Below are 20,810 nucleotides of genomic sequence, written 5' to 3'. Positions count from 1 at the left end.
GCAGTGCCTCGACGGTGGGAGAGTTCGCCACCGGCCCCGGGTCAAAAGGCAGAGGTGATGGATAACGCTAGGCTGATAGGCATGGCTGATCAGAGTTATCAACCCACACTGTCGCAGCTGCGTGCGTTCGTGGCAGTCGCGGAATACCGCCATTTCGGCACGGCGGCAGCGCGATTGAGTGTGAGTCAACCCACACTGTCGCAGTCGCTCGCCGCCCTGGAGAACGGGCTCGGCGTGCAGCTCATCGAGCGCAGCACCCGACGCGTCCTCGTCACCACTGCCGGGGAGCGGCTCCTCGGTCAGGCCAAGGTCATCCTCGAGGCCGCGGACGGTTTCGTCGCGACGGCCGCGGGTGTCGGCGACCGGTTGGCCGGACCGCTGCGTATCGGGCTGATCCCCACCGTGGCCCCGTACGTACTGCCAGCCCTGTTGCCGGCGCTGCGCGAGGAGATGCCCGCCCTCGAGCCGCAGGTCATCGAGGACCAGACGGCGCGACTTCTGGAGGCGTTGCGTGTGGGTGCGCTCGACGTCGCGGTGCTGGCGTTGCCGACTGGTGTCAGCGGTCTCGTCGATATTCCTTTGTACACAGAAGATTTCGTGATGGTCGTCCCGGAGGGACACGCACTCGCGGGTCGCACCGACGTCTCGCCGCAGATGCTGGACGCGCTTCCCCTCCTGCTGCTCGACGAGGGGCACTGCCTGCGCGACCAGACCCTCGACCTGTGCCGCTCGGTCGACGCGCACCCGGTTGCGGGCGACACCCGCGCCACGTCACTGTCGACGGTGGTGCAGTGCGTCGCCGGCGGGCTCGGCGTCACCCTGGTGCCGGAATCCGCCGTCCAGGTGGAGACCGGACGGGGACCGCTCGCGACCGCCCGCTTCGCGGCTCCGGCGCCCGGCCGCACGATCGGCCTCGTATTCCGCTCGTCCAGTGCCCGTGCGGACGGCTACGGGCAACTCGCTGCCCTCCTCACGAAGACGGCGTCGGTCGGCGCGCCCGCCTGACCTCAGGGCCTAGGACCGCCGCCGCGGTTTGCCCTTCTTGCCACCCTTCGCTCCGGAGCCCGACCGGGACGTCCTGGCTCCCGTGGCCGGTTTCTGGCGTGCAGTCGCCGCGGCGGGACGCTTCTTCTTCGGCTGCGCCGGCGTCGGGGTGCGGCCCCGGGAACTATTGACGGTCCGGCCTCGGACGATGCCGATGAACTCCTCCACCAGTTCGGTGGTCTCGTCCTCCGGCCACGACAGCGCGATCCGTGACTCCGGGCCGTCCGACACCGTCCGGTAGACGAGGTCCTTGCGGTGGTGGAGCCGAGCGAGCGACTGCGGGACGACGAGCAACCCGATCCCCGCAGCGACCAGTTCGATTGCGTCGGCCGTCGTGGCGGGGCGGTCCTGGGCCGGCAGTCCCGGCACGCTGTCCCAGACGAGGACGTCGTCGAGCGGGTGCAGCACGATCTCGTCGGCCAGATCCGCGATCGACACCTCGTCCACCGCCGCCACCACATGGTCCTTCGGCGCCACGACCACGGGGATCTCGGTGTACAGGGGGATGGCGCTGAGACCGGTCCGGTCGATCGGCAGCCGCACCAGGCCCGCGTCCGCGCCGCCGCCGCGCAACTGGTCGGGTGCGGCCGAGGCCGCTGCCGGGACGAGGGTGAGCGGGACGTCGGGCAGCCGTTCGTTCCAGATCCGCACCCACTTGGTAGGGGTCACGCCCGGGACATACGCGAGCCGGAACGAAGGGGATGCATCCGCGTCTGTCACTCCGTCAGGCTACCGGCCTTGGTCAACGACGCCGCACACGCTCGTTACTCTTGACACCATGACGTCGCACAAGAGCCCTCAGACTATGAAGCCCGCCACCGCGGCGAAGAAGCTGGGTGTGTACCTCGAGGCCACCCCCGCGGAGTTCCAGGAGGGTCTCGTCTCCCGCGACGAGCTGAGTGCACTGCAGAGCGATCCGCCGGAGTGGCTGCTCGAGCTGCGCCGCAACGGCCCGCACCCGCGGCCGGTGGTCGCGGCGAAGCTGGGGGTGTCCATCGCGGGCCTCGCCCGAGGCGGCGTCACCGAGGCGCTCACCACCGAGCAGATCGACGCGCTCATGGCCGATCGACCCGAATGGCTGCAGCAGGAACGTGCCACCCAGGCCGAGGTCCGCAAGGAGACCGTCCGCATCAAGGAGAAGAACGCGGCGCGGCGTGATCAGCCCCGCCGGCCGCGTTCCTGACCGCTAACCCTCGACGATGCTGAGCTCGTCGAAGATCACTTCGCCGGCCGCGTCGGACTCGGGAAGGTCGACGACCGCCGTCAACGCCCACCCGTGATCGCCCTGCGGGTCCTCGAGGACCTGCCGCACCCGCCACAGCTCGGGCGCGGTCTCCACCTGGAACAGTTGGGGGCCGCGCGCCGAGGGGCCGGTGCCGAGGGAGTCGTATTCGTCGAAGTACGGCTGGAGCTGGTCCTCCCACTCCTCGGCGTCGATGCCGTCGTCGAGTCCCTCCAGTTCGGCCCACCGCCGCCGCGACGCGAGTTCGATACGCCGGAACATGGCGTTGCGCACCATCACCCGGAATGCCCGCGTGTTCGCCGAGATCGGGCGCGGCACATCGGCGCCGAACGCGACCTGCTGGTCGTCTCCCTCCGCGCCGGGGTCGGTGAGAGATTCCCATTCGTCGAGCAGGCTCGAATCCACCTGGCGGATCAGCTCGCCCAGCCACTCGATGAGGTCGTCCAGCTCCTCCGTCCGGGCCTCGGTCGGAACGGTCTGGCGCAGTGCGCGATACGCGTCCGCGAGATATCGCAGCACGAGCCCCTCCGAACGGGCCAGACCGTAGTGGCTGACCATTTCGGCGAACGTCATGGCCCGCTCGACCATGTCGCGCACCACCGACTTGGGCGACAGCGCGAACTCCGTGATCCACGGATGCCCACCGCGGTACATCTCGAACGCCGGGAACAGCAGGTCCGCGAGAGGCTTGGGCCAGGTGACCTCCTCGAGCAGTTCCATCCGTTCCTCGTACTCGATCCCGTCGGCCTTCATCTGCGCGACCGCCTCACCGCGGGCGAAGTGCTGCTGCGCCATGAGGACCTGCCGCGGGTCGTCGAGGGTCGACTCGATCACCGACACCACATCCAGTGCATAGGAATCGGATTCGACGTCCAGGAGTTCGAGGGCGGCCAGGGCGAACGGGGACAGCGGCTGGTTGAGTGCGAAGTCCCGCTGGAGTTCCATGGTGAGCCGGGCCATGCGGCCGTCGGCGTCGGGTTCGTCGAGTCTCTGCACCACGCCGGCGTCGATCAGCCCGCGGTACAACGACAACGCCTTGAGGATGTGCTTGCGCTGCGCGGGTCGCGACTCGTGGTTGTCCTCGAGGAGATGCCGCATGGACTCGAAGCAGTTGCCCGGTCGCGCGATTACGTTGAGCAGCATGGAGTTCGACACGGAGAACCGTGAGACGAGCGGTTCGGGTGACGCGGCGACGAGCCGATCGAACGTGGCCTCGCTCCACGACACGAAGCCGTCCGGCGCCTTCTTGCGCTGCACCTTCCGGCGCTTCTTCGGGTCGTCGCCCGCTTTGGCGAGTGCACGCAGATTCTCGACCTCGTGTTCGGGGGCCTGCACGACCACGGTGCCCAGGGTGTCGTAGCCGGCGCGTCCCGCGCGTCCCGCGATCTGGTGGAACTCGCGGGCGCGGAGGTGCCGCGTGCGGGTGCCGTCGAACTTGGTCAGCCCGGTGAGGAGCACGGTGCGGATGGGGACGTTGATCCCCACACCGAGGGTGTCGGTACCGCAGATGACCTTCAGCAGACCGTCCTGCGCCAGCTTCTCGATGAGACGGCGGTATTTCGGCAGCATGCCCGCGTGGTGGACGCCGATACCGTGCCGGACGAGACGCGAGAGCGTCTTGCCGAATCCGGTGGTGAACCGGAAGCCGCCCAGCGCTTCGGCAATGGCGTCCTTCTCCTCGCGCGAGCAGAAGTTGACGCTGGTCAGGGCCTGTGCGCGTTCGAGGGCTGCGGCCTGGGTGAAGTGAACCACGTAGACGGGGGCCTGATTGGTGGTTACCAGTTCCTCGATCGTCTCGCTCACCGGTGTCGTGGCGTACGAGAACATGAGGGGAACGGGACGCTCGGTGCCCGCCACCACGGTGGTGGGGCGGCCGGTCCGGCGGGTGAGGTCGGAAGAGAAGAAGTCGACCTCGCCGAGGGTGGCCGACATGAGCAGAAATTGGGCGTGGGGGAGCTCGACGAGGGGGACCTGCCACGCCCAGCCCCGGTCGGGTTCGGAGTAGAAGTGGAACTCGTCCATCACGACCTGACCGATGTCGGACTCGGGGCCCTCGCGCAGTGCGAGGTTCGCGACGATCTCGGCGGTCGCGCAGATGATCGGTGCCCGCGAGTTGACGGCGGCGTCGCCGGTCATCATGCCGACGTTCTCCGCGCCGAACACCTCGCACAGGGCGAAGAACTTCTCGCTGACAAGGGCTTTGATCGGGGCGGTGTAGAAGGTGCGCTTGCCGGTGGCCATGGCGTAGAAGTGGGCGCCGACCGCCACCATCGACTTGCCGGATCCGGTGGGCGTCGCCAGGATCACGTTGGCCCCCGACACCAGCTCCATCACGGATTCTTCCTGGGCGGGGTAGAGCGTCAGACCCCGTTCTTCGGTCCAGGAGGTGAAGGCGTCGAAAACGGAATCGGAATCCGCGTTCTCGGGGAGCAGGTCGGAGAGAAGCACTGCTACAGGCTAGCCGGAAGGCGGTGCACCGCTGCCGGGCCTATGTCGCGCTGCGTTCGTCCGATCCCATCGCGTCGAGGACCGCCATGCGGGTGGACGCGCTGCCGGTGATGGTGCTCTCACCGACGCCGGTGACGAGCATCTGCCGCCACTTCGCTTCGTCGAACTGCAGGGGATGAGTCACTGACAGGAACTTCTCGATGGTGCGCAGGAACCGCATCGGGTCGTCGCGGAACGGGAAATGGCCTGCGCCGCGGAAGATCTCGAGATGAGAGCCGGGCATCGCCGCGTGCGCGAGGTGGGCGTGGCTAACCGGAATGACGGCGTCCTGATCGCCCCAGATGAGCTGCACCGGGAGATTCTCGGTCAGATAACATCGGTCGAGCATGGTGACGACCTGGCCGCGCCAGTCGACCACCGCGCGCAGGGTGCGCAGATATGCCTCGTAGGCCGTGGGGTCGTACAGCTCCGCCAGTACGCGCACCAGGTCGGGTGTGTCGTGCAGCATCGCACCGGGACGCAGTCGCGTCCCGTTCAGCTGGCTCAACACGTTGCCCACCAGACGCACGGTGGGCATCGCGCCGGGAATGCGCAGCAGTTTCAGCGCCTCGTTGACCACCGGCACCGACGCGAGCCGCAGCAGCGGGTGGACGTCCTTGGTGACGCCGCCGGCCGAGACCAGGACGAGCCGGTCGACCATCTGCGGGAACTGGTAGGAGAACTGCATGGCGACACCGCCACCGAGGGAGTGACCGACGACGGTGACCTTGTCGATCCCCAGGGTGGACAGCAGGTCGCGCATGCCGTTGGCGTACGCCGCGACCGAGTAGTCGGCCCGCGGCTTGTCGGAGCGTCCGTGACCCAGCAGATCGGGGGCGATGACGGTGTAGTTCTTGGCGAGGTGCGGGATGATCTCGGTCCAGGTGGACGAGTTGTCGCCGATGCCGTGGATCAGCAGCAGCGCGGGACCCTCACCTGCCATGCGGAACGCGCGGCGGTAACCGTGGATCGTGCGGAACATCATGCGGGTTTCGGCGTTCGGAACGGGCCTGAGCTTACGAATGCGAGTGTCGCTCATGTCGCCTCCTGAACTGGGTGCACTCCCGAATGTTGACAGCTCAATCATCCGCTTGGTCTCGACGCTATTGCACCGCTCTCGGCCGAACAACTGGACCGTGCGGTCGCACAGTGTCCGAGTGGCGACCGCACAACAGCTCCTCGGTCACGCCCCGCCCCGTGATCCCCCCTCCTCCTCGGAGCCGCCGTCCTCGCCGTCCTGCAGGGCCTGTTCGGCGAGGAAACGCTCGAATTCTGCACCGAGTTCGTCACCACTCGGCAGGTCTTCTTCGCTGGCCAGGAGCGTGGACTGCTGTTCTTGAGCTGTTACGTACGCATCGTACTGGCGTTCCAGGGCGTGGACGACGGTTTGTACCTCCTCGTTACCTGCGATGTGCTCGTCGACCTGTTCGCGGACGCGTGCGGCGGCCTCGCCGAGCGCGGCCAGCGGCAGGTCCAGGTCGGTGACGTCACTCACATTCTCGAGGAGGGTCTCGGCGGCGCCCGGGTAGTCCGTCTGCGCCAGGTAATGAGGGACGTGAACCGAGAACCCGACCGACTCGTGCCCGTGCTGCGCCATCCGCAACTCGATCAGCGAGGACGCGCTGCCGGGAACCTGCAGTTCGCCGGACCAGCGCTGGTGGTCCTTGATCAGGTCCTTGTTCGTGGAATGCGCGGTCACCCCGAGTGGGCGGGTGTGCGGGATGGCCATCGGAATGGCGTTGATGCCCACGGTCCGGCGTACACCGAGCTGCTCGGCCAGCAGGCGCACCGCCGTCGTGAACCGCTCCCAGCGGAGATCGGGTTCCATGCCGGCCAGTAGCAGGAACGGGGTACCCGCCGTGTCCTTCAGCGCATACAGGTTCAGCTCGGGCTGGTCGTAGTCCGAGAAGTGGTCGGCCTTGAACGTCATGGTGGGCCGACGGGAGCGGTAATCGACGAGTTCGTCGACCGCGAAGGAGGCGACCAGCTCGCTCTCGAGGCTCTCGCGGAGATGCGTCGTGGCGAGTTTGACGGCGTGGCCTGCGTCGGAGAAGCCCTCGAGTCCGTGGATCAGGACAGGTCCCTGGCCGTCCGCGGAGGACAGCTGCGGTGCCGGGAACTCCAGCTCGTACATCTTCGACTGTTCGTCCATTACAGACCTCTTCTCCTTCGTGCCTGGCCTCCAGTGTCCCCTATCGTCTCCGGCATCGATACGTCGGACTTTGCTCTCGGAGGTCCCGCTCTGGGGGAACACGGCGCGGGCGACCGATAATTCCCGTCCGGGGCCTTCCGGTGTTCGCCCACAGCGAGATCCCGCGCACGGTCTGTGGCAATGTGAGCAACGGCACGGTCCCAGACGGACGAGATCCTGGAGGTGCACGATGTCTGCACGGGTACGAACAATTGCGTACCGGGTTCGGCGATCGGCGGTCGAGTCGTGAGCGTGCACGTCGACCGAGTGGTCACCTCCGGCACCTTCAGTCTCGACGGGGGCACCTGGGACGTCGACAACAACGTGTGGATCGTCGGCGACGACACCGAGGTGGTGGTGATCGACGCCGCCCACACCGCCGCCCCGATCATCGAGGCTGTCGGCGGCAGGCACGTGCGGGCCATCGTCTGCACACACGCCCACAACGACCACGTCACCGTGGCGCCCGAACTGTCCACGGCGCTGGACGCCCCTCTCTACCTCCATGCGGCCGACGACGTGTTGTGGCGACAGACTCACCCCGCCGTCGCCTACACGCCGATCGAGGACGGGCAGCAGATCGCCGTGGCCGGGACCGACCTCCGCGTGCTCCACACGCCCGGCCACTCGCCCGGCTCCTGCTGCCTGTTTCTGCCGGAGGCAGGGGAGTTGTTCAGTGGCGACACCCTGTTCTCGGGCGGACCGGGAGCCACCGGGCGCTCCTACTCGGACTTCCCGACGATCATCGGGTCCATCCGCGACCGTCTGTTCGCGCTACCGCCGTCGACGACGGTCCGCACCGGGCACGGCGACGGAACCACCATCGGGACCGAATCCCCGCACCTGGAGGAGTGGATCGCCCGCGGCAACTGAGCCGCAGCCTCCCCGCTGTCGGCGCGCCGGCGTGGCAGAGTGGCGGAAAGGCTCCCCGGGCGGGAGCACCACACATCCGACACGGGAGGTCGACGGTGAGGTCTCGGCGCACAGCGGTACGGACGGCCATCGTTGTCCCGGTGGTCTCGCTGGCCGCGGTGACGATTCTCTCCGGGTGTTCCTCGACGGTCTCCGGTGTCGCGCAGCCGAGCACGACCATCGCGGCCGGTTCGCCGTCCGGAAAGGGACTGTCGAAGCTTCTGGTCGATCCGGCCGACTTCCCGGCCCGGTACGAGGCGATCGTGCTGCCCGCCCAGGCCGTGTCGATGGCGGCACCCGACCTGACGGGAGTACCGCAAGGCGCGGTGGTCGACCCTGCGGACTGTGCGCCACCTGCGCAGGACTACGGACCGACCGGCACCGTCATGGCGGTGGGCACGGACAACGCGAGCCGTTCGACGATCTCGGTCGAGCTCACCAGAACCGATACACCCCTCGACGAACTGGCGGCACAGACGAAGAAGTGCGGCGAGGTCACCGTGACGGACAGTGGGGCCGAGTCCACCGTCACCACCGCGGTCACGCCGGCCCCTCCGGTCCGGGCCGACGACACCCTCGCGCTGCGGCGGACCGTCAAGTCCGGCAACGAGAGCGACAAGGTCACCCAGTCGATGGTCACGTTGATCGCGCAGGTGGGCGACGTGCGGGTGTCCGCGACCTTCATGTCTTTCGGCGACGCGAAGGCCGACACCGTCGCGCTCGACGAGTTGTTCACCGCCGCGGTGCAGAAGGTGCAGAACAGCTGAGCAAGCCCTAGCAGAGGGCTCCGACGACTTCTCGGTCGATCGGCGCGTCTGCGCGGCGCGGCGGCCCGGTTGTCCACAACCGACGGCCCATCCACAGCCCTCTGGGTTTTCCCAGTTCGCCCGCCGTGCGGCGACGCGTCGACCCGTCAGAGTCTGATGCATGACGACACCCGCATTTCCCGCACGGTTCCGGTTTCTCCGACGATCCCGGCGGGGGACCGCCCCCGCACCAGCACACCGTCACGTTGTCCGCCCCGGGCGACCTTCTCGCCTCGGTTCCCGCACTGCTCGGATTCCGGCCCGCCGCTCGATCGTGGCGGTGCGCCTGTCCGGGGAGCGCAACCCGTCGGTCGGAGCCGTCATGAGACACGACCCGGCCGCGATCTCCCTGGACAAGCTGTCCGCGATCGTCGAAGAATTCGAAGAGCTCCTGACTGCACACCGACCGAACTTCTCGACGTGTTCGTCACGGCGGAGAACGGCGCCGGCAGCGCCGGCCGCGAATGGTTCAGCGTCTACGGCTATCTCATACTGTCTGCCACTGGTGTGGGCGTTGGAGATGGACGTGTGTCACGGCTACCCGCATCACCGTGCGGTGGTGTGGGTTTGACCGTGTCCCACACCGACGCTTGTGGTGCAGGAACATGCTGTTTCGGATTCACCCCCAACAGCCGTGTGACGGTGGGCAGGCTGCGGCGAACCCGTCGGTGCCGTGGCCTGCTCGGAGTGGGACCGTTCTTGTCGCGCGATGGCCGCACCGGCGCGTGTTCGGCCACCCGGATCGCGGGTAGTCGTCCGCGCCGACGGGTGACCTTGTTTCTGCCGAGCAGCGCGCGTTTGGCCAGGTTCACCCCCGCGAGGTGGTCGCGGTTGCCGCCGACCTGGCAGCGGGGGCACCACGCGGTGTGGTAGCCGCCGGGGCGTGCAAGTGGTTTGTCGCAGCCCGGACACTGTGCGGAGGATCCCCGGGCGGGCACCGAGACCACCGGGACGCCGACACCGGCGGCGGTGTGCGCGAGCGCGGCGACCGCTCGTCGGCGGGCGGACTGCGCGGCCCGGTTGTTGTTGACCCGCCCGTGGTCCCGAGTCTCGAGAGTGGTCAGATCCTCCACCGCGATCATCTCCGCATCCGCGGCGGCGGCGTAGTCGGTGACCTGGCGGGCGAAGTGGAACGCCAGTTCCCGGTTGATCCTCCCTCTCTTGACGCCCACCGCCTCGCGATGCTCGTTCAGGACGGCGATCTTCTCCTCCAGCAGGGCGCGGACCTCAGGTGGGGCGGTGGCGGCCAGCCGGGTCAACCGGGCCGCCTTACGGTGCAGCATCTGCCCCTCGGCCTGCAGGCGCCCCAGTTTGATTCCGAGCCCGCGGTCGTCGTAGGTCCAGCCCCGATAGTCCGAGGACAACCCGCTTGGGCCCTCGGCTGCGATCGCGGCCGCACCCAGCGTGGACGGAGACCAATCGACCCCGACCGCGACGGTGGCCGATTTCGGGTCGTTTACGGGGACGAGTTCGGTCGCGGCGCACCGCCAGAGCAGGCCCCGGCGGTCGAGGACCAGGGTCGGCAGATGCCAGTCGGTGACCGCCCGGCCGTGCAGGTGCGCGGGGATGGCGGCGGTCAGCCGCACCCGCCGCCACTGCGCCCGCCCCGCCGGGGCGGGACTGGTGGGCAGCTTCACCGTCAACACCAGTTCACGTTTTGTCATGGTGATCTGTGCGAGTTGCCGGTCGGCGGCCGACAGCTGGGCCATCGCGCTCGTCTGTGGCGGGCCCTGGACGTCGGTGATCCGCAACCGGTCGGCCGGTGCCGCGCCGCTGCGGCGGGCGTGTGCGGCGAGTTGACGTTGCACGCCTCGGACGAAGCCCGGCGGCACGTAGTCCGCCGACTCGGTCGACGGTGCCACAGCCCCGGTGGCTGGATCGAATCGGGCCGACAGTGCCGCGATAGCGGTGTCCCGGAATGTCAGGGTCCGTAGGGTCGCCACAACGTGCGCCGTCACCACCCTGCCCACCCTGGACGGCACGTAGATTCCGTCCGGATAGCGCGGGTTCCAGCCGAGGCGGGCCGCGGCGACATGGCCTTGTGCGGGCAGTCTGCGATCGTGGCGGTCCAGGCCAGTGGCGAGCACATCGAACGTCGCCGGCTGCCACAGGCGTGACACCAACTCGGCGCCAGCCGCGGTGATCAGGTCGAGGAGCCACCCGACCCGGGTGTCGACGTCGTCGAGGCCGATCGGCTCACCGGTCGCGTCGTCGACCGCCATGTGTGCGCGTGTGGTGAACGCGAACTGCCGCGGCGCGGTCGATCCCGGCCCGGTCATGCTGGTCGATCAGGAACGAAGCACAGTCGAACGAACCGGGTCGCGCCCAGCTGACGGCAGTAGTCGCGGCCGCAGCAAGGAATTCCGAATTTTGTGCGGGTGCCTTGGCATCCGGAGGTGTGTAGCGGCCAGGTGCTGTGATCGCCGGGATCAACTCCCGCAACCCGCAAGGCGGACAGCTCTCCGCCGGAGAGATCGTCCGCCGATGGCCCCCGGGAAAGGTCATTCACCGCACGGAAAGCGACGTAGCGGACTGTACGCATCTCGATTTCGGTACAGCGGCGGCGCTGTTCGGATTCGAGGTGCCTGAAGTCCGGCTCGCTCCGGATCAGGTTCGGATATTCCTCGTCCACCCGCCTCGCCTCGTGGGCGCGTATCGCGGCACCCATCTTACCCATCCCAAGGCCGAGTTTCGTTGCCCCCGTTACCGGGCACAAGTCGTGATCGACGAGCGCCTCCACTTTCCGAGATGACCCGCAATCCGAGATGCTCACCGGGTACACCGTTCCAGCCGTGCGGCGGCGCCGCCCCGAAGCCGGTGTTGATACTGTTTCGACCGCAGCTGATAGAACCGGCCGGACAACGATGCCAGCGACGCCATGACATCATCCATCAACTCCTTCACCAGCGATTTGTCGCCCCGGTCCCAAGATCTCGACTGTAACGCCGACCTCCGACATTTAGCCTCGGAGGGAGTCCGCAGGCGGACCGACCGTCCGACCGGGGCAATCGATCTCGCCCACACCACCCGCACCACCGCGAACCGACCCTCGGCCGCGTCGTCAAGAATCCGCCCCGCGCCCCGCCCGCCGCTCCTGCAGACCGAACCGCGATCCTTGTAGACCCGATAGATCTCACCAGTATCGCCTTCCGCAATATCTGTTCCTGATTGGCTAGCGATGGCACATGCCCTGTCGAGCCCGACACCCGGCAATACACTGCTTCACCGTCTCCGGCGTTCGCTCCCGCACACTCCGATGCGGGCATGCCCAGATAGGCGTCGATTCGGCTGACTGCAAGGAGTTCGCGGTCAATTGTGGATTCTCGTCGCCGCAACCTCCCGGGCCCGGAGCGCGCGAACCCGGCGGCGCTGCTCGGATACTGCGCCTACCTTCTTGGCGACGGGCCGTTCGCCGGCATCGCGTTGGCCACCCTGCTAAACGGTGCACCGCACTCAGGACTCCGGCCGACCGAGGTGCGGGGCCTGGCCGACGTCGGTTACGAGCGAGCCGAAGCGATAGGTGTCGTGCTGCCCCGCTGAATCGCGGACCGAGTCGGCGTCACCGACGTGCCGCGTGCGACCGGTCGCCCAGCTCCTGCAGGTATGCCCAGGCGTCGGCGACGATTTCGTCGAGGTCGGTGTGCTCCGGCCGCCACCCGAGCTCCGCGATCGCACGATCACTCGACGCCACCAGCACGGCGGGATCACCGGCCCGGCGTGGTGCGTCCTCGACCGCAATGGGGAGCCCGGTGACCCGAGCGCACGCCGAGATGACTTCGCGCACACTGAAACCCGCACCGCTGCCGAGATTGTAGATGCGGTGCCTTCCCTCGATCGACGACTCCAGTGCCAACACGTGCGCCTCGGCGAGGTCGAGCACGTGGATGTAGTCGCGGATCGCCGTTCCGTCCGGAGTCGGCCAGTCGGTTCCGAAGATCGAGATCTTCTCCCGCTGACCGAGCGCCACCTGGAGCACGAGAGGAATCAAATGCGTTTCGACGACCCGGTTCTCGCCGGCCGACTTGTACGCTCCCGCGACGTTGAAGTACCGCAGGCTGGTCGCTGCGAGCGAATGAGCCACCGAGTACGACGTGATGGCATGGTCGATCGCGAGTTTCGTCGCCCCGTACGGATTGGTGGGACGGGTCGGATCGGCCTCCGTGATTGGCGAGTGCTCCGGCTCGCCGTATGTCGCGGCGGTCGACGAGAACACGAGTTTCCGTGTCCCCGAATGCCGCATGGCCTCCAGAAGTTCGAGCGTGGTGACGACGTTGCCGCGCCAGTACTTCTCCGGGTACTGGACGGACTCGCCGACGAGCGACTGCGCCGCGAAGTGCAGGACGCCGTCGAAGCGGGGTGTGCCGCTCGTGCCGAGCACGTCCGACACCACCTCCGCGACGTCGCCCTCGACGAACTCGGCACCGAGCGGCACCGCGTCGGCGTTACCCGTGGAAAGGTCGTCGATGATGACGACCTCGTGTCCGCGTTCGAGCAGGACCGTGCTGCAGACGCTGCCGACGTAGCCGGCGCCGCCGGTGACCAGAAGTTTCATCGACTATCCCTGTACCTGCTTCACCTGGACGGCGTGTGCCATCTCCTCGGACAGATCGAACCCGCTGTGGCCGGGCACCGTGATGGTGACCGAACCGGGCTTGGTCTCGACGGTGACGCGCGCGTCCGGGACGACGCCCGCCTCGCGCAGCTGCCCGATGACGTCCGGATCGGACTGCACGTGCTCCGCGAGGCGCCGGACGACGACAGCGGTCGGCTTGCCGGGCGGCACGTCCGTAAGCCGGATGAGCGTCTCGGGGGCGTCGACCGGGCGGTCCAGCCCGAGCAGCGCGAGCCCGGGAATAGGGTTGCCGTACGGCGAAGTAGTTGGGTTGTTGAGCACCTCCACCAGGCGCCGCTCGACTTCCTCGCTCATGACGTGCTCCCAGCGGCACGCCTCCGCATGGACCTCTTCCCACTTGAGGCCGATGACGTCGACCAGCAGTCGTTCGGCGAGGCGGTGCTTGCGCATCACCGACACCGCGAGTTCGCGGCCCTTCTCCGTCAGTTCCAGGTGGCGGTCACCGGCGACCAGGAGGAGACCGTCACGCTCCATCCGGGCAACGGTCTGGCTGACCGTGGGACCGCTCTGCTCGAGTCGTTCGGCAATACGTGCTCGAAGTGGGACGACGCCCTCTTCTTCCAAGTCATAGATCGTCCGGAGGTACATCTCCGTGGTGTCGACCAGATCCTTCACACTCACACCCCTTCGTCTCGGTTGATTCTACCGGTGATTGCCCGCCACCGGCGCCGTCCGTCCCCGCAGCGCGTCGGTGCCGGTCGTGCCGGGGTCTGCTCGCACCCTCCGCGGGGGACCAGTAGCGTGAGTTCATGACCGCGTCGTTCAGTTCCGGGGAGGATTCGGCTGCACTGGTATCGCACCGTGCAGTCGTGTGGAGTCCGGACTATCTCAGTTATCGGTGGAGTGCGGACCACCCGATGAATCCCACCCGGCTCGAGCTGACCATGTCGCTCGCCCGCAGCCTCGGGATTCTGGAGGGCGTCGAACTGTTGCGGCCCGACGCCGCCTCGGACGCAGACCTGTTGCGGATCCACACTCCCGCGTACGTCGAAGCAGTCAAGCAGGCCGGGCACTCGGCGACGTCGGGTGTGCTCGGTGCGGACGCCCCGCACGGGCTCGGCACCGAGGACAATCCGGTCTTCCCCCAGATGCACGAGGCGAGCGCGATCCTCGCGGGCGGTTCCCTCGCCGCGGCGCAGGAGATCGCAGCGGGACGCACACGCCGCGCGGTGAGTATCGGCGGTGGCATGCACCACGCGATGCCCGACTGGGCCTCCGGCTTCTGTGTGTACAACGATGTCGCCATTGCGATCTCCTGGCTGCTGGACCACGGTTTCGACCGGATCGCCTACATCGACGTCGACGCGCACCACGGGGACGGGGTGCAGCACGCGTTCGCGCACGACCCCCGCGTCCTGACGATCTCGCTCCACCAGCATCCGGCGACGCTCTGGCCCAACACAGGGTGGTCGAGCGAGGTCGGTGAGGGATCGGGGGAGGGCACCGCCGTCAACCTCCCTGTGCTGCCCGGCACCGTCGATGCGTTGTGGCTGCGCGGTTTCCACGCCGTCGTCCCGGGTGCACTCGCGTCGTTCCGGCCCCAGATCGTGATCAGCCAGTGCGGTGTCGACAGCCACCGCGAGGATCCGCTGGCCGACCTCGCCCTGACGGTCGACGGCCAGCGGGCCGCGTTCCTCGCGATGCGTGATCTCGCCGACCGCTACGCCGAAGGACGCTGGCTCGCCGTCGGCGGCGGCGGTTACGGCCTCGTCCGCGTCGTCCCGCGCGCGTGGACCCACCTCATCGCCGCCGCGCTCGACCGCGAGATCGACACGCGCCGTGCCGTACCCGAGGCCTGGCAGGAGCGGGCGCACGCGCTCGCACCCAGCGTGGACCTGCCGGACACGATGGGCGACGGCGGCGAGGTCGACTACCGGCCCTGGGACGGTCCCGGTGGCACACCGGAAACCGGGATCCCCTCGGTCGATCGCGCCCTGACGCGGATCGACTCGGCCGTCATCGCCACTCGCCGCGCCTGCTTCCCGCTACTCGGACTCGACCCGGAGGATCCCCGTGACTGAGCCGACGGACGGCAGCGAGACCACCGACGGCATCCAGACGTCGGCGAGCGCGGAGACGTCGGGCGGCGCCGGGGCGGCGGTCAAGACCGAGGCGAAGGGGAAACCCGACGCCGCGCACAACTACCCGCGGCACTGGGTCGCCGACGTGCTGGCGGCGGACGGCGGAGCGGTGGCGTTACGGCCGATCGTGCCGGAGGACGCGGACAAACTCGTCGCGTTCCACTCGAAGCTTTCCGAACGCACCCGCTATCTGCGGTATTTCGGCCCCTACCCGACCATGTCGCAACGGGACATCGTTCATTTCACCACGGTCGATCACCACGACCGGGTGGCGTTCGTGGTGCTGCTCGGGGACGAGATCATCGCCGTCGGCCGGTACGAGCGGCTCATCGGCGAGGGGGACGGCAAGTCCGCGGAGGTGGCGTTCGTCGTCGCCGACGCGCATCAGGGCCGCGGACTCGGGCCCATCCTGCTCGAGCATCTCGCCGCGGCAGCCGCGGAGAACGGCCTGACGATGTTCGTCGCCGAGGTTCTCGCCGAGAACCGGAACATGGTGACGGTGTTCCGCGAGGCGGGATATCAGGTGAGCCGCAGCTTCGAGGGCGGAGTACTCAAGCTCGAGTTCGCGATCGACCCCACCGAAGCGATGGTGTCCGTGCGCAATTCCCGCGAGCGGGCCGCCGAGGCGCGCAGCATGCGCAACGTGCTCAGTCCGCGGTCGGTCGCGGTGATCGGTGCGTCCACCGACCGGGCGAAGGTCGGCAACGCCGTGCTGACCAACCTGCTGCGGGCGGGATTCACCGGCCCGGTGTACCCGGTCAACGCCGAGCACCGTTCGGTCCACGGAGTGCGGGCGTACCCGTCGGTTCGCGACATCCCCGACGAGGTGGATCTCGCCGTCGTCGCGGTACCCGCCGAGTCGATCAACGCCGTCCTCGACGACTGCCTGGACAAGGGGGTCAAGGCACTCGTCGTCGTGTCGTCGGGATTCAGTGAAACCGGGATGGACGGACGGCAGTCCGAACGTCGCCTCGTCCACGCCGCCCGAGCGCACGGGATGCGGCTGATCGGTCCCAACGCGCTCGGTGTGGCCAACAACGACAGCGAGGTCTCGTTGAACGCCACCCTCGCACCGGTGCTGCCCAGCCCGGGCAACGTCGGATTCTTCTGCCAGTCCGGCGCGCTCGGCATCGCGATCCTCGACGAGGCCGCGCGGAGCCGAATCGGATTGTCCGCCTTCGTCTCCGCGGGAAACCGCGCCGACGTCTCCGGCAACGACCTCCTGCAGTACTGGGATTCGGATCCGGCCACCGAGGTGGTGCTGCTGTACCTGGAGAGCTTCGGCAACCCCCGCAAGTTCTCGCGCATCGCACGCCGGGTGGCACGGAACAAGCCGATCGTCGCGGTCAAGAGCGGCAGGCACGCCGTCCCGCCCGCATTGGCGGCCAGCGGTGGCGAGATGGACGATTCGATCGTCCGCGCCCTCTTCGAGCAGGCCGGTGTCGTGCAGGTCGGGTCGATCTCCCAGCTGTTCGACTGTGCGCTGCTGTTCGGATATCAGCCGCTGCCCGCGGGACCCCGGCTCGCCGTGGTCGGGAACTCCACCGCCCTCGGTGTGCTCGCCGCGGACGCGGCACGCAGTGAGGGTCTGCAGGTCGGCGACCCCGTCGACCTCGGTCCGCAGGCCGGTCCCGAGGAGTTCGCGGCGGCCGTGCGGACGGCGCTCACGTCCTTCGACGTCGATTCGGTGATCGCCGTGTTCGTACCACCGGTCGCCGTTCCCGTCGAACCCTATGCCCAGGCGCTGCGGGAGGCGGTGCGGGACGCCGACAAACCCGTCCTCACGACGTTCCTCGCGGCGGAGGGTGTGCCCGACGTCCTGGCGGTCCGTGGTGAGGACGGGCACCCGACGCGCGGTTCGGTTCCCTCCTATCCCGGTCCGGAACGTGCGGCGCTGGCACTGGCCCGCGCCTGGCGGTACTCGGCGTGGAAGAGCAAACCGTCCTCGAAAGTGGTGCGCCCCAATGGGATCGATCCGGAGCGGGCGAAAACGATGGTCGACGGCTGGCTGGGGACGTCGTCCGGACGCTGGCTGTCGGACTTCGAGGCATCGCAACTCCTCGCGTGCTACGGCGTGAATGTCGTGGAATTCCGTTCCGCCACCACCGAAGACGAGGCCGTGCAGGCCGCCGAGGAATTGGGGTACCCGGTCGCGGTGAAGGCGACGGGGGAGCAGTGGCGGCACCGGCCGGACCTCGGTGGCGTCCGCCTCGATCTGGTCGGGCCCGATTCGGTCCGCTGGGCCTACCGCGACCTCGCCGCCGCGTCCGGTGAACCGCTACTCCACGTGCAGCGGATGGCCACGAAGGGAATCGGCTGTGTGGTGGGCGTCCAGGACGACCCGTCGTTCGGTTCGCTCATCTCGTTCGGACTCGCCGGCGTGATCTCCGACCTCCTCGGCGACCGCGCCTACCGGGTCCTGCCCCTCACCGAGGACGCCGCAACGGAACTGATCGACGCACCGAAAGCCGCACCGCTGCTGTCCGGCTACCGCAGCGCGGTCCCGGTGAACAAATCGGCTCTCGTCGACCTCGTGCAGCGGATCTCGGCTCTCGCGGACGACCTCCCAGAGGTGCGGGAACTGGCCTGCGAACCCGTGCTCGCATCGGCCGAGGGCGCGCAGATCACCGATTCGCGTGTGCGGATCGGCCCGGAGCCCAGCGTCGCCGACCTCGGGCCCCGACGCCTGCGCTGACCGGTCACCCCGCCTCGCAGACAGCGCAACGCCGGTGCCGGTCGCGTACGACCGGCACCGGCGCTGATTCCGGTGGGAGGTTCTCGTCAGCTGGCGTAGGAGCGCAACCGCTCGGCGCGGTCGCCCTGACGCAGCTTGCCCATCACTTCGCGCTCGATCTGGCGGACCCGCTCGCGGGAGAGCCCGAAGAGCTTGCCGATCTGGTCGAGAGTGCGCGGCTGACCGTCGTCGAGACCGTAACGCAGCCGGATGACCTGCTGCTCACGCTCGTCGAGGGTGGCCAGCACGCTGCGCACGTCGCTGTGCAGAAGACCGGCGATCACGGCGTTCTCCGCCGACGTGGCCTCGGAATCCTCGATGAAGTCGCCCAGGGGAGCTTCCTCGTCGTTGCCGACCGGCATGTCGAGGCTCACCGGGTCGCGGCTGTGGTCGAGGAGATCCGCGATCTTGTGCGCCGGGATGCCCGACTCCTCGGCCAGCTCGTCGTCCGTCGCCTCACGCCCGAGCTGCTGATGCAGCTCACGCTTGATACGGGCCAGCTTGTTGACCTGCTCCACGAGGTGCACTGGGAGCCGGATCGTCCGGCTCTGGTCGGCCATGCCGCGGGTGATCGCCTGACGAATCCACCAGGTGGCGTACGTCGAGAACTTGAACCCCTTCGCGTAGTCGAACTTCTCCATCGCGCGGATCAGACCCAGGTTGCCCTCCTGGATGAGGTCCAGCAGGGGCATGCCGCGTCCGGTGTACCGCTTGGCGAGTGAGACGACGAGCCGCAGGTTGGCCTCGAGGAGGTGTGCGCGGGCTGACTGTCCTTCACGGACGACCGTCGCGAGGTCCCGCTTCTTGGCGGGAGAGAGTCGCTTCCCGGTCTCCAGGATGTGCGCGGCGTACAGCCCAGCCTCGATTCGCTTGGACAGTTCTACCTCGTCTGCGGCCGTCAGCAGAGCTGTGCGGCCGATTCCGTTCAGGTAGACGCGGACCAGGTCGGCAGCGGGGCTCTGGGCGTCCAGATCGGCAGCGCTGGGGCGAATGCGAGTAGTGGTGCTGGGGCTTGTCATGACTTGCCTCCTCATCGGTGGTGTCTCATATGGATCAACGCACCGAAGGCCTGGGAAAGTTCCCGGCCGGTAATTTGTGAAGGCGCTGTGACCTGCGGGTTCCTCGATTCAGTCCTGAGAAGTTGCTGAGAACACGTATAAGGGCCACGGATCGGGAACCCGGCGGCTACGCGGGAAGCACGAGTCCGTGCCGGACGAGAGCGTGCACGAGCGGCACGGCCGACTGCGCGAGTTCCTCGGCGTCGACGCCGTGGGCGGCGGCGAGAAGCTCGATCAGTTCGCCCAGCACGAGGCCGTCACCGCGCATGCCCGCGACGAGCGAGGCGACGAGATCGTCGACCTCGTGCTGCCACGCCGGGCCGTTCCCCCGGTGCAGCCGGGCGACCACCTGGTTCCATCCCTCGTCGCCGGGCAGGAACACCCGCTCCAGGGCGGTGCTCTCCTCGACACGGAAACGCGCGGTGAGCACGTCGTGGTCGCGCAGCCACGCCACCCGCTCGAAGTACGCGAGCGCCTCCGCGCCCAAGGGGTCGCTGAAGCCGTGGGTGAGATCCTCCGCCATCAGATCGGTGGGTGCGTCGGTCCGGCGCAGGTAGACGAACCCGAAGCCGACCCCCTCGACGTTGGCGCTCGCGAGGTGATCCAGCCAGTCCTCGGCAATGGTCGCGGTGGCCGGGTCCCGGGCGTCGAGGCCGCCGTCCCGCATCCAGGTGCCGACGTACAGGGCCGGGTCCGCGACATCCCGCTGCACCACCCACGCATCGATCCCGTGGGCGGGAAGCCAGGAGGCCACCCGGGCGCGCCAGTCCTCGCCCTCGACGTGGATCCAGGACGCCAGCAGCGCCGCCGTGCCGCCGGGCGCGAGATAGTCGGCCACGCGGGAGATCATCAGCTCACTCGCGCCGTCGAGGTCGAGTCCGGAGTCGCGGTAGGTGTGACCCACCCGGGCGCGGCTGACGACGAACGGCGGATTGGCCACGACCTGATCGAACGTGCGGCCCTCGACCGGATCGAACCACGACCCGGCGAGCAGTTCCATCTCTTCCTCGTTGAGTGCCGCCGTGACGGCCGCCAGATCGACGGCACGGACGTTCAGGTCCGTGGCCGTGACCGAGTCGGCGTAGGACGCGCCGTGCAGGGCCTGGATGCCGCAACCGGTCCCGACGTCGAGCAGCGTCCCGACCGGCGCGGTCGGGGTGGCCTGCAGCAGCGACAGCGACGCGTGCCCGACGCCGATGACGTGGTCGACGGGGGTCTCGCGGGGGCGGAGTGAGCCGTCGAGGTCGGAGAGCACCCAGCGGTTGCCCCCGCCGATGTCCATCGGACGAAGGTCGAGGGCTGCCCGGACGACGTCGCCGTCGGATTCGAGCAGGCCGGCCGCCACGGCGTCTTCGACCGGCAGCGGGGACAGCGCCGCGGCCACCTCGCTGACGGGACAGTCGTCGGTGAGAAGGAACAGGCGGATCAGGGTGCCGAGTTCGCCGCAGGCCGCGCTGGCCCGGCGTACCGGGACCGGCTCGTTGCGGCTCAGCGCCGCATGGACCTCGGGGCCCAGCGCATCGAGCAGGGTGTCCGTGTCGTACCGGTTGCGGCGGAGGGCCGCACGCAGAGAGGGGCAGATCGACAGCAGCTCGTCACGGTTCACCCGTGCATTGTTGCA

17 protein-coding genes are annotated in these 20,810 nt (G+C 68.4%); 7 read left to right on the top strand and 10 right to left on the bottom strand.

Going from position 1 to position 20,810, the window contains the following annotated elements; genetic code table 11:
• Positions 1-81 precede the first annotated feature (81 nt).
• Entirely contained in the window at positions 82-1,005 is a 924-nt protein-coding gene (locus tag QM806_RS28550) for a hydrogen peroxide-inducible genes activator (protein WP_054246699.1), read from the top strand.
• Between the two features lie 9 nt (positions 1,006-1,014).
• Here the strand turns inward: QM806_RS28550 and QM806_RS28545 are convergent, their stop codons facing one another.
• Entirely contained in the window at positions 1,015-1,764 is a 750-nt protein-coding gene (locus QM806_RS28545) for a LysR family substrate-binding domain-containing protein (protein WP_043793906.1), read from the bottom strand.
• Between the two features lie 58 nt (positions 1,765-1,822).
• On the opposite strand from QM806_RS28545, the gene QM806_RS28540 reads away from it, so the two are divergent.
• Positions 1,823-2,227: a DUF5997 family protein gene (locus QM806_RS28540; protein ID WP_005240786.1), complete on the top strand. Its 405-nt coding sequence runs from the start codon at positions 1,823-1,825 to the stop codon at positions 2,225-2,227.
• Positions 2,228-2,230: 3 nt separating this feature from the next.
• Here QM806_RS28540 and QM806_RS28535 read toward each other — a convergent pair whose 3' ends face one another.
• The 3 genes from QM806_RS28535 to QM806_RS28525 all read right to left on the bottom strand — a co-directional run bounded on the left by QM806_RS28535 (position 2,231) and on the right by QM806_RS28525 (position 6,926).
• On the bottom strand, positions 2,231-4,735 hold the full coding sequence (locus QM806_RS28535) for a DEAD/DEAH box helicase (protein ID WP_054246697.1): 2,505 nt from the start codon (positions 4,733-4,735) through the stop codon (positions 2,231-2,233).
• A 40-nt stretch (positions 4,736-4,775) separates the two neighbouring features.
• Positions 4,776-5,813 (bottom strand): alpha/beta fold hydrolase, encoded by a 1,038-nt coding sequence (locus QM806_RS28530; protein ID WP_005240793.1) that lies wholly within the window; start codon positions 5,811-5,813, stop codon positions 4,776-4,778.
• A 144-nt stretch (positions 5,814-5,957) separates the two neighbouring features.
• Positions 5,958-6,926, bottom strand: coding sequence for a proteasome assembly chaperone family protein (locus QM806_RS28525; RefSeq protein ID WP_005568502.1), 969 nt, complete (start codon positions 6,924-6,926; stop codon positions 5,958-5,960).
• A 285-nt stretch (positions 6,927-7,211) separates the two neighbouring features.
• Between QM806_RS28525 and QM806_RS28520 the strand changes: the two genes are divergently transcribed.
• Both QM806_RS28520 and QM806_RS28515 read left to right on the top strand, forming a co-directional pair.
• Positions 7,212-7,838, top strand: a complete 627-nt coding sequence (locus tag QM806_RS28520) for an MBL fold metallo-hydrolase (RefSeq protein ID WP_120661249.1) — start codon at positions 7,212-7,214, stop codon at positions 7,836-7,838.
• Between the two features lie 140 nt (positions 7,839-7,978).
• The gene (locus tag QM806_RS28515) at positions 7,979-8,644 is read left to right on the top strand and encodes a DUF5642 family protein (protein WP_005568504.1); all 666 of its coding nucleotides are present in this window, start codon (positions 7,979-7,981) and stop codon (positions 8,642-8,644) included.
• A gap of 521 nt (positions 8,645-9,165) precedes the next feature.
• On the opposite strand, the gene QM806_RS28510 is transcribed toward QM806_RS28515, so the two are convergent.
• Positions 9,166-10,962: a zinc ribbon domain-containing protein gene (locus QM806_RS28510; RefSeq protein WP_133986577.1), complete on the bottom strand. Its 1,797-nt coding sequence runs from the start codon at positions 10,960-10,962 to the stop codon at positions 9,166-9,168.
• Positions 10,959-11,456, bottom strand: coding sequence for a hypothetical protein (locus tag QM806_RS28505; RefSeq protein ID WP_133986578.1), 498 nt, complete (start codon positions 11,454-11,456; stop codon positions 10,959-10,961). The genes QM806_RS28510 and QM806_RS28505 overlap by 4 nt, the downstream gene beginning before the upstream one ends.
• A gap of 542 nt (positions 11,457-11,998) precedes the next feature.
• On the opposite strand from QM806_RS28505, the gene QM806_RS28500 reads away from it, so the two are divergent.
• A complete protein-coding gene (locus QM806_RS28500; protein ID WP_240960845.1) occupies positions 11,999-12,223 on the top strand; it encodes a DUF4192 family protein in 225 nt (74 codons plus the stop codon).
• Between the two features lie 19 nt (positions 12,224-12,242).
• On the opposite strand, the gene galE is transcribed toward QM806_RS28500, so the two are convergent.
• Together galE and QM806_RS28490 are read right to left on the bottom strand one after the other, a co-directional pair.
• The gene (galE, locus tag QM806_RS28495; protein ID WP_005261105.1) at positions 12,243-13,235 is read right to left on the bottom strand and encodes a UDP-glucose 4-epimerase GalE; all 993 of its coding nucleotides are present in this window, start codon (positions 13,233-13,235) and stop codon (positions 12,243-12,245) included.
• 3 nt (positions 13,236-13,238) lie between these two features.
• The gene (locus tag QM806_RS28490) at positions 13,239-13,931 is read right to left on the bottom strand and encodes an iron-dependent transcriptional repressor DtxR (RefSeq protein WP_005240804.1); all 693 of its coding nucleotides are present in this window, start codon (positions 13,929-13,931) and stop codon (positions 13,239-13,241) included.
• 134 nt (positions 13,932-14,065) lie between these two features.
• On the opposite strand from QM806_RS28490, the gene QM806_RS28485 reads away from it, so the two are divergent.
• Together QM806_RS28485 and QM806_RS28480 are read left to right on the top strand one after the other, a co-directional pair.
• A complete protein-coding gene (locus QM806_RS28485) occupies positions 14,066-15,337 on the top strand; it encodes an acetoin utilization protein AcuC (protein WP_005261104.1) in 1,272 nt (423 codons plus the stop codon).
• Positions 15,330-18,092, top strand: a complete 2,763-nt coding sequence (locus tag QM806_RS28480; protein ID WP_005568506.1) for a bifunctional acetate--CoA ligase family protein/GNAT family N-acetyltransferase — start codon at positions 15,330-15,332, stop codon at positions 18,090-18,092. The genes QM806_RS28485 and QM806_RS28480 overlap by 8 nt, the downstream gene beginning before the upstream one ends.
• A gap of 86 nt (positions 18,093-18,178) precedes the next feature.
• Here the strand turns inward: QM806_RS28480 and QM806_RS28475 are convergent, their stop codons facing one another.
• The gene (locus QM806_RS28475; protein ID WP_005261102.1) at positions 18,179-19,150 is read right to left on the bottom strand and encodes a sigma-70 family RNA polymerase sigma factor; all 972 of its coding nucleotides are present in this window, start codon (positions 19,148-19,150) and stop codon (positions 18,179-18,181) included.
• A 166-nt stretch (positions 19,151-19,316) separates the two neighbouring features.
• Entirely contained in the window at positions 19,317-20,795 is a 1,479-nt protein-coding gene (locus tag QM806_RS28470; protein ID WP_169693210.1) for a DUF7782 domain-containing protein, read from the bottom strand.
• Positions 20,796-20,810 lie beyond the last annotated feature (15 nt).

The organism is Rhodococcus sp. IEGM 1351, from assembly GCF_030056875.1.
Taxonomy (GTDB): Bacteria; Actinomycetota; Actinomycetes; order Mycobacteriales; family Mycobacteriaceae; genus Rhodococcus_F; species Rhodococcus_F opacus.
Note: the sequence above shows the minus strand (reverse complement) of the source record. Positions and strands in the feature narration are given on the sequence as shown.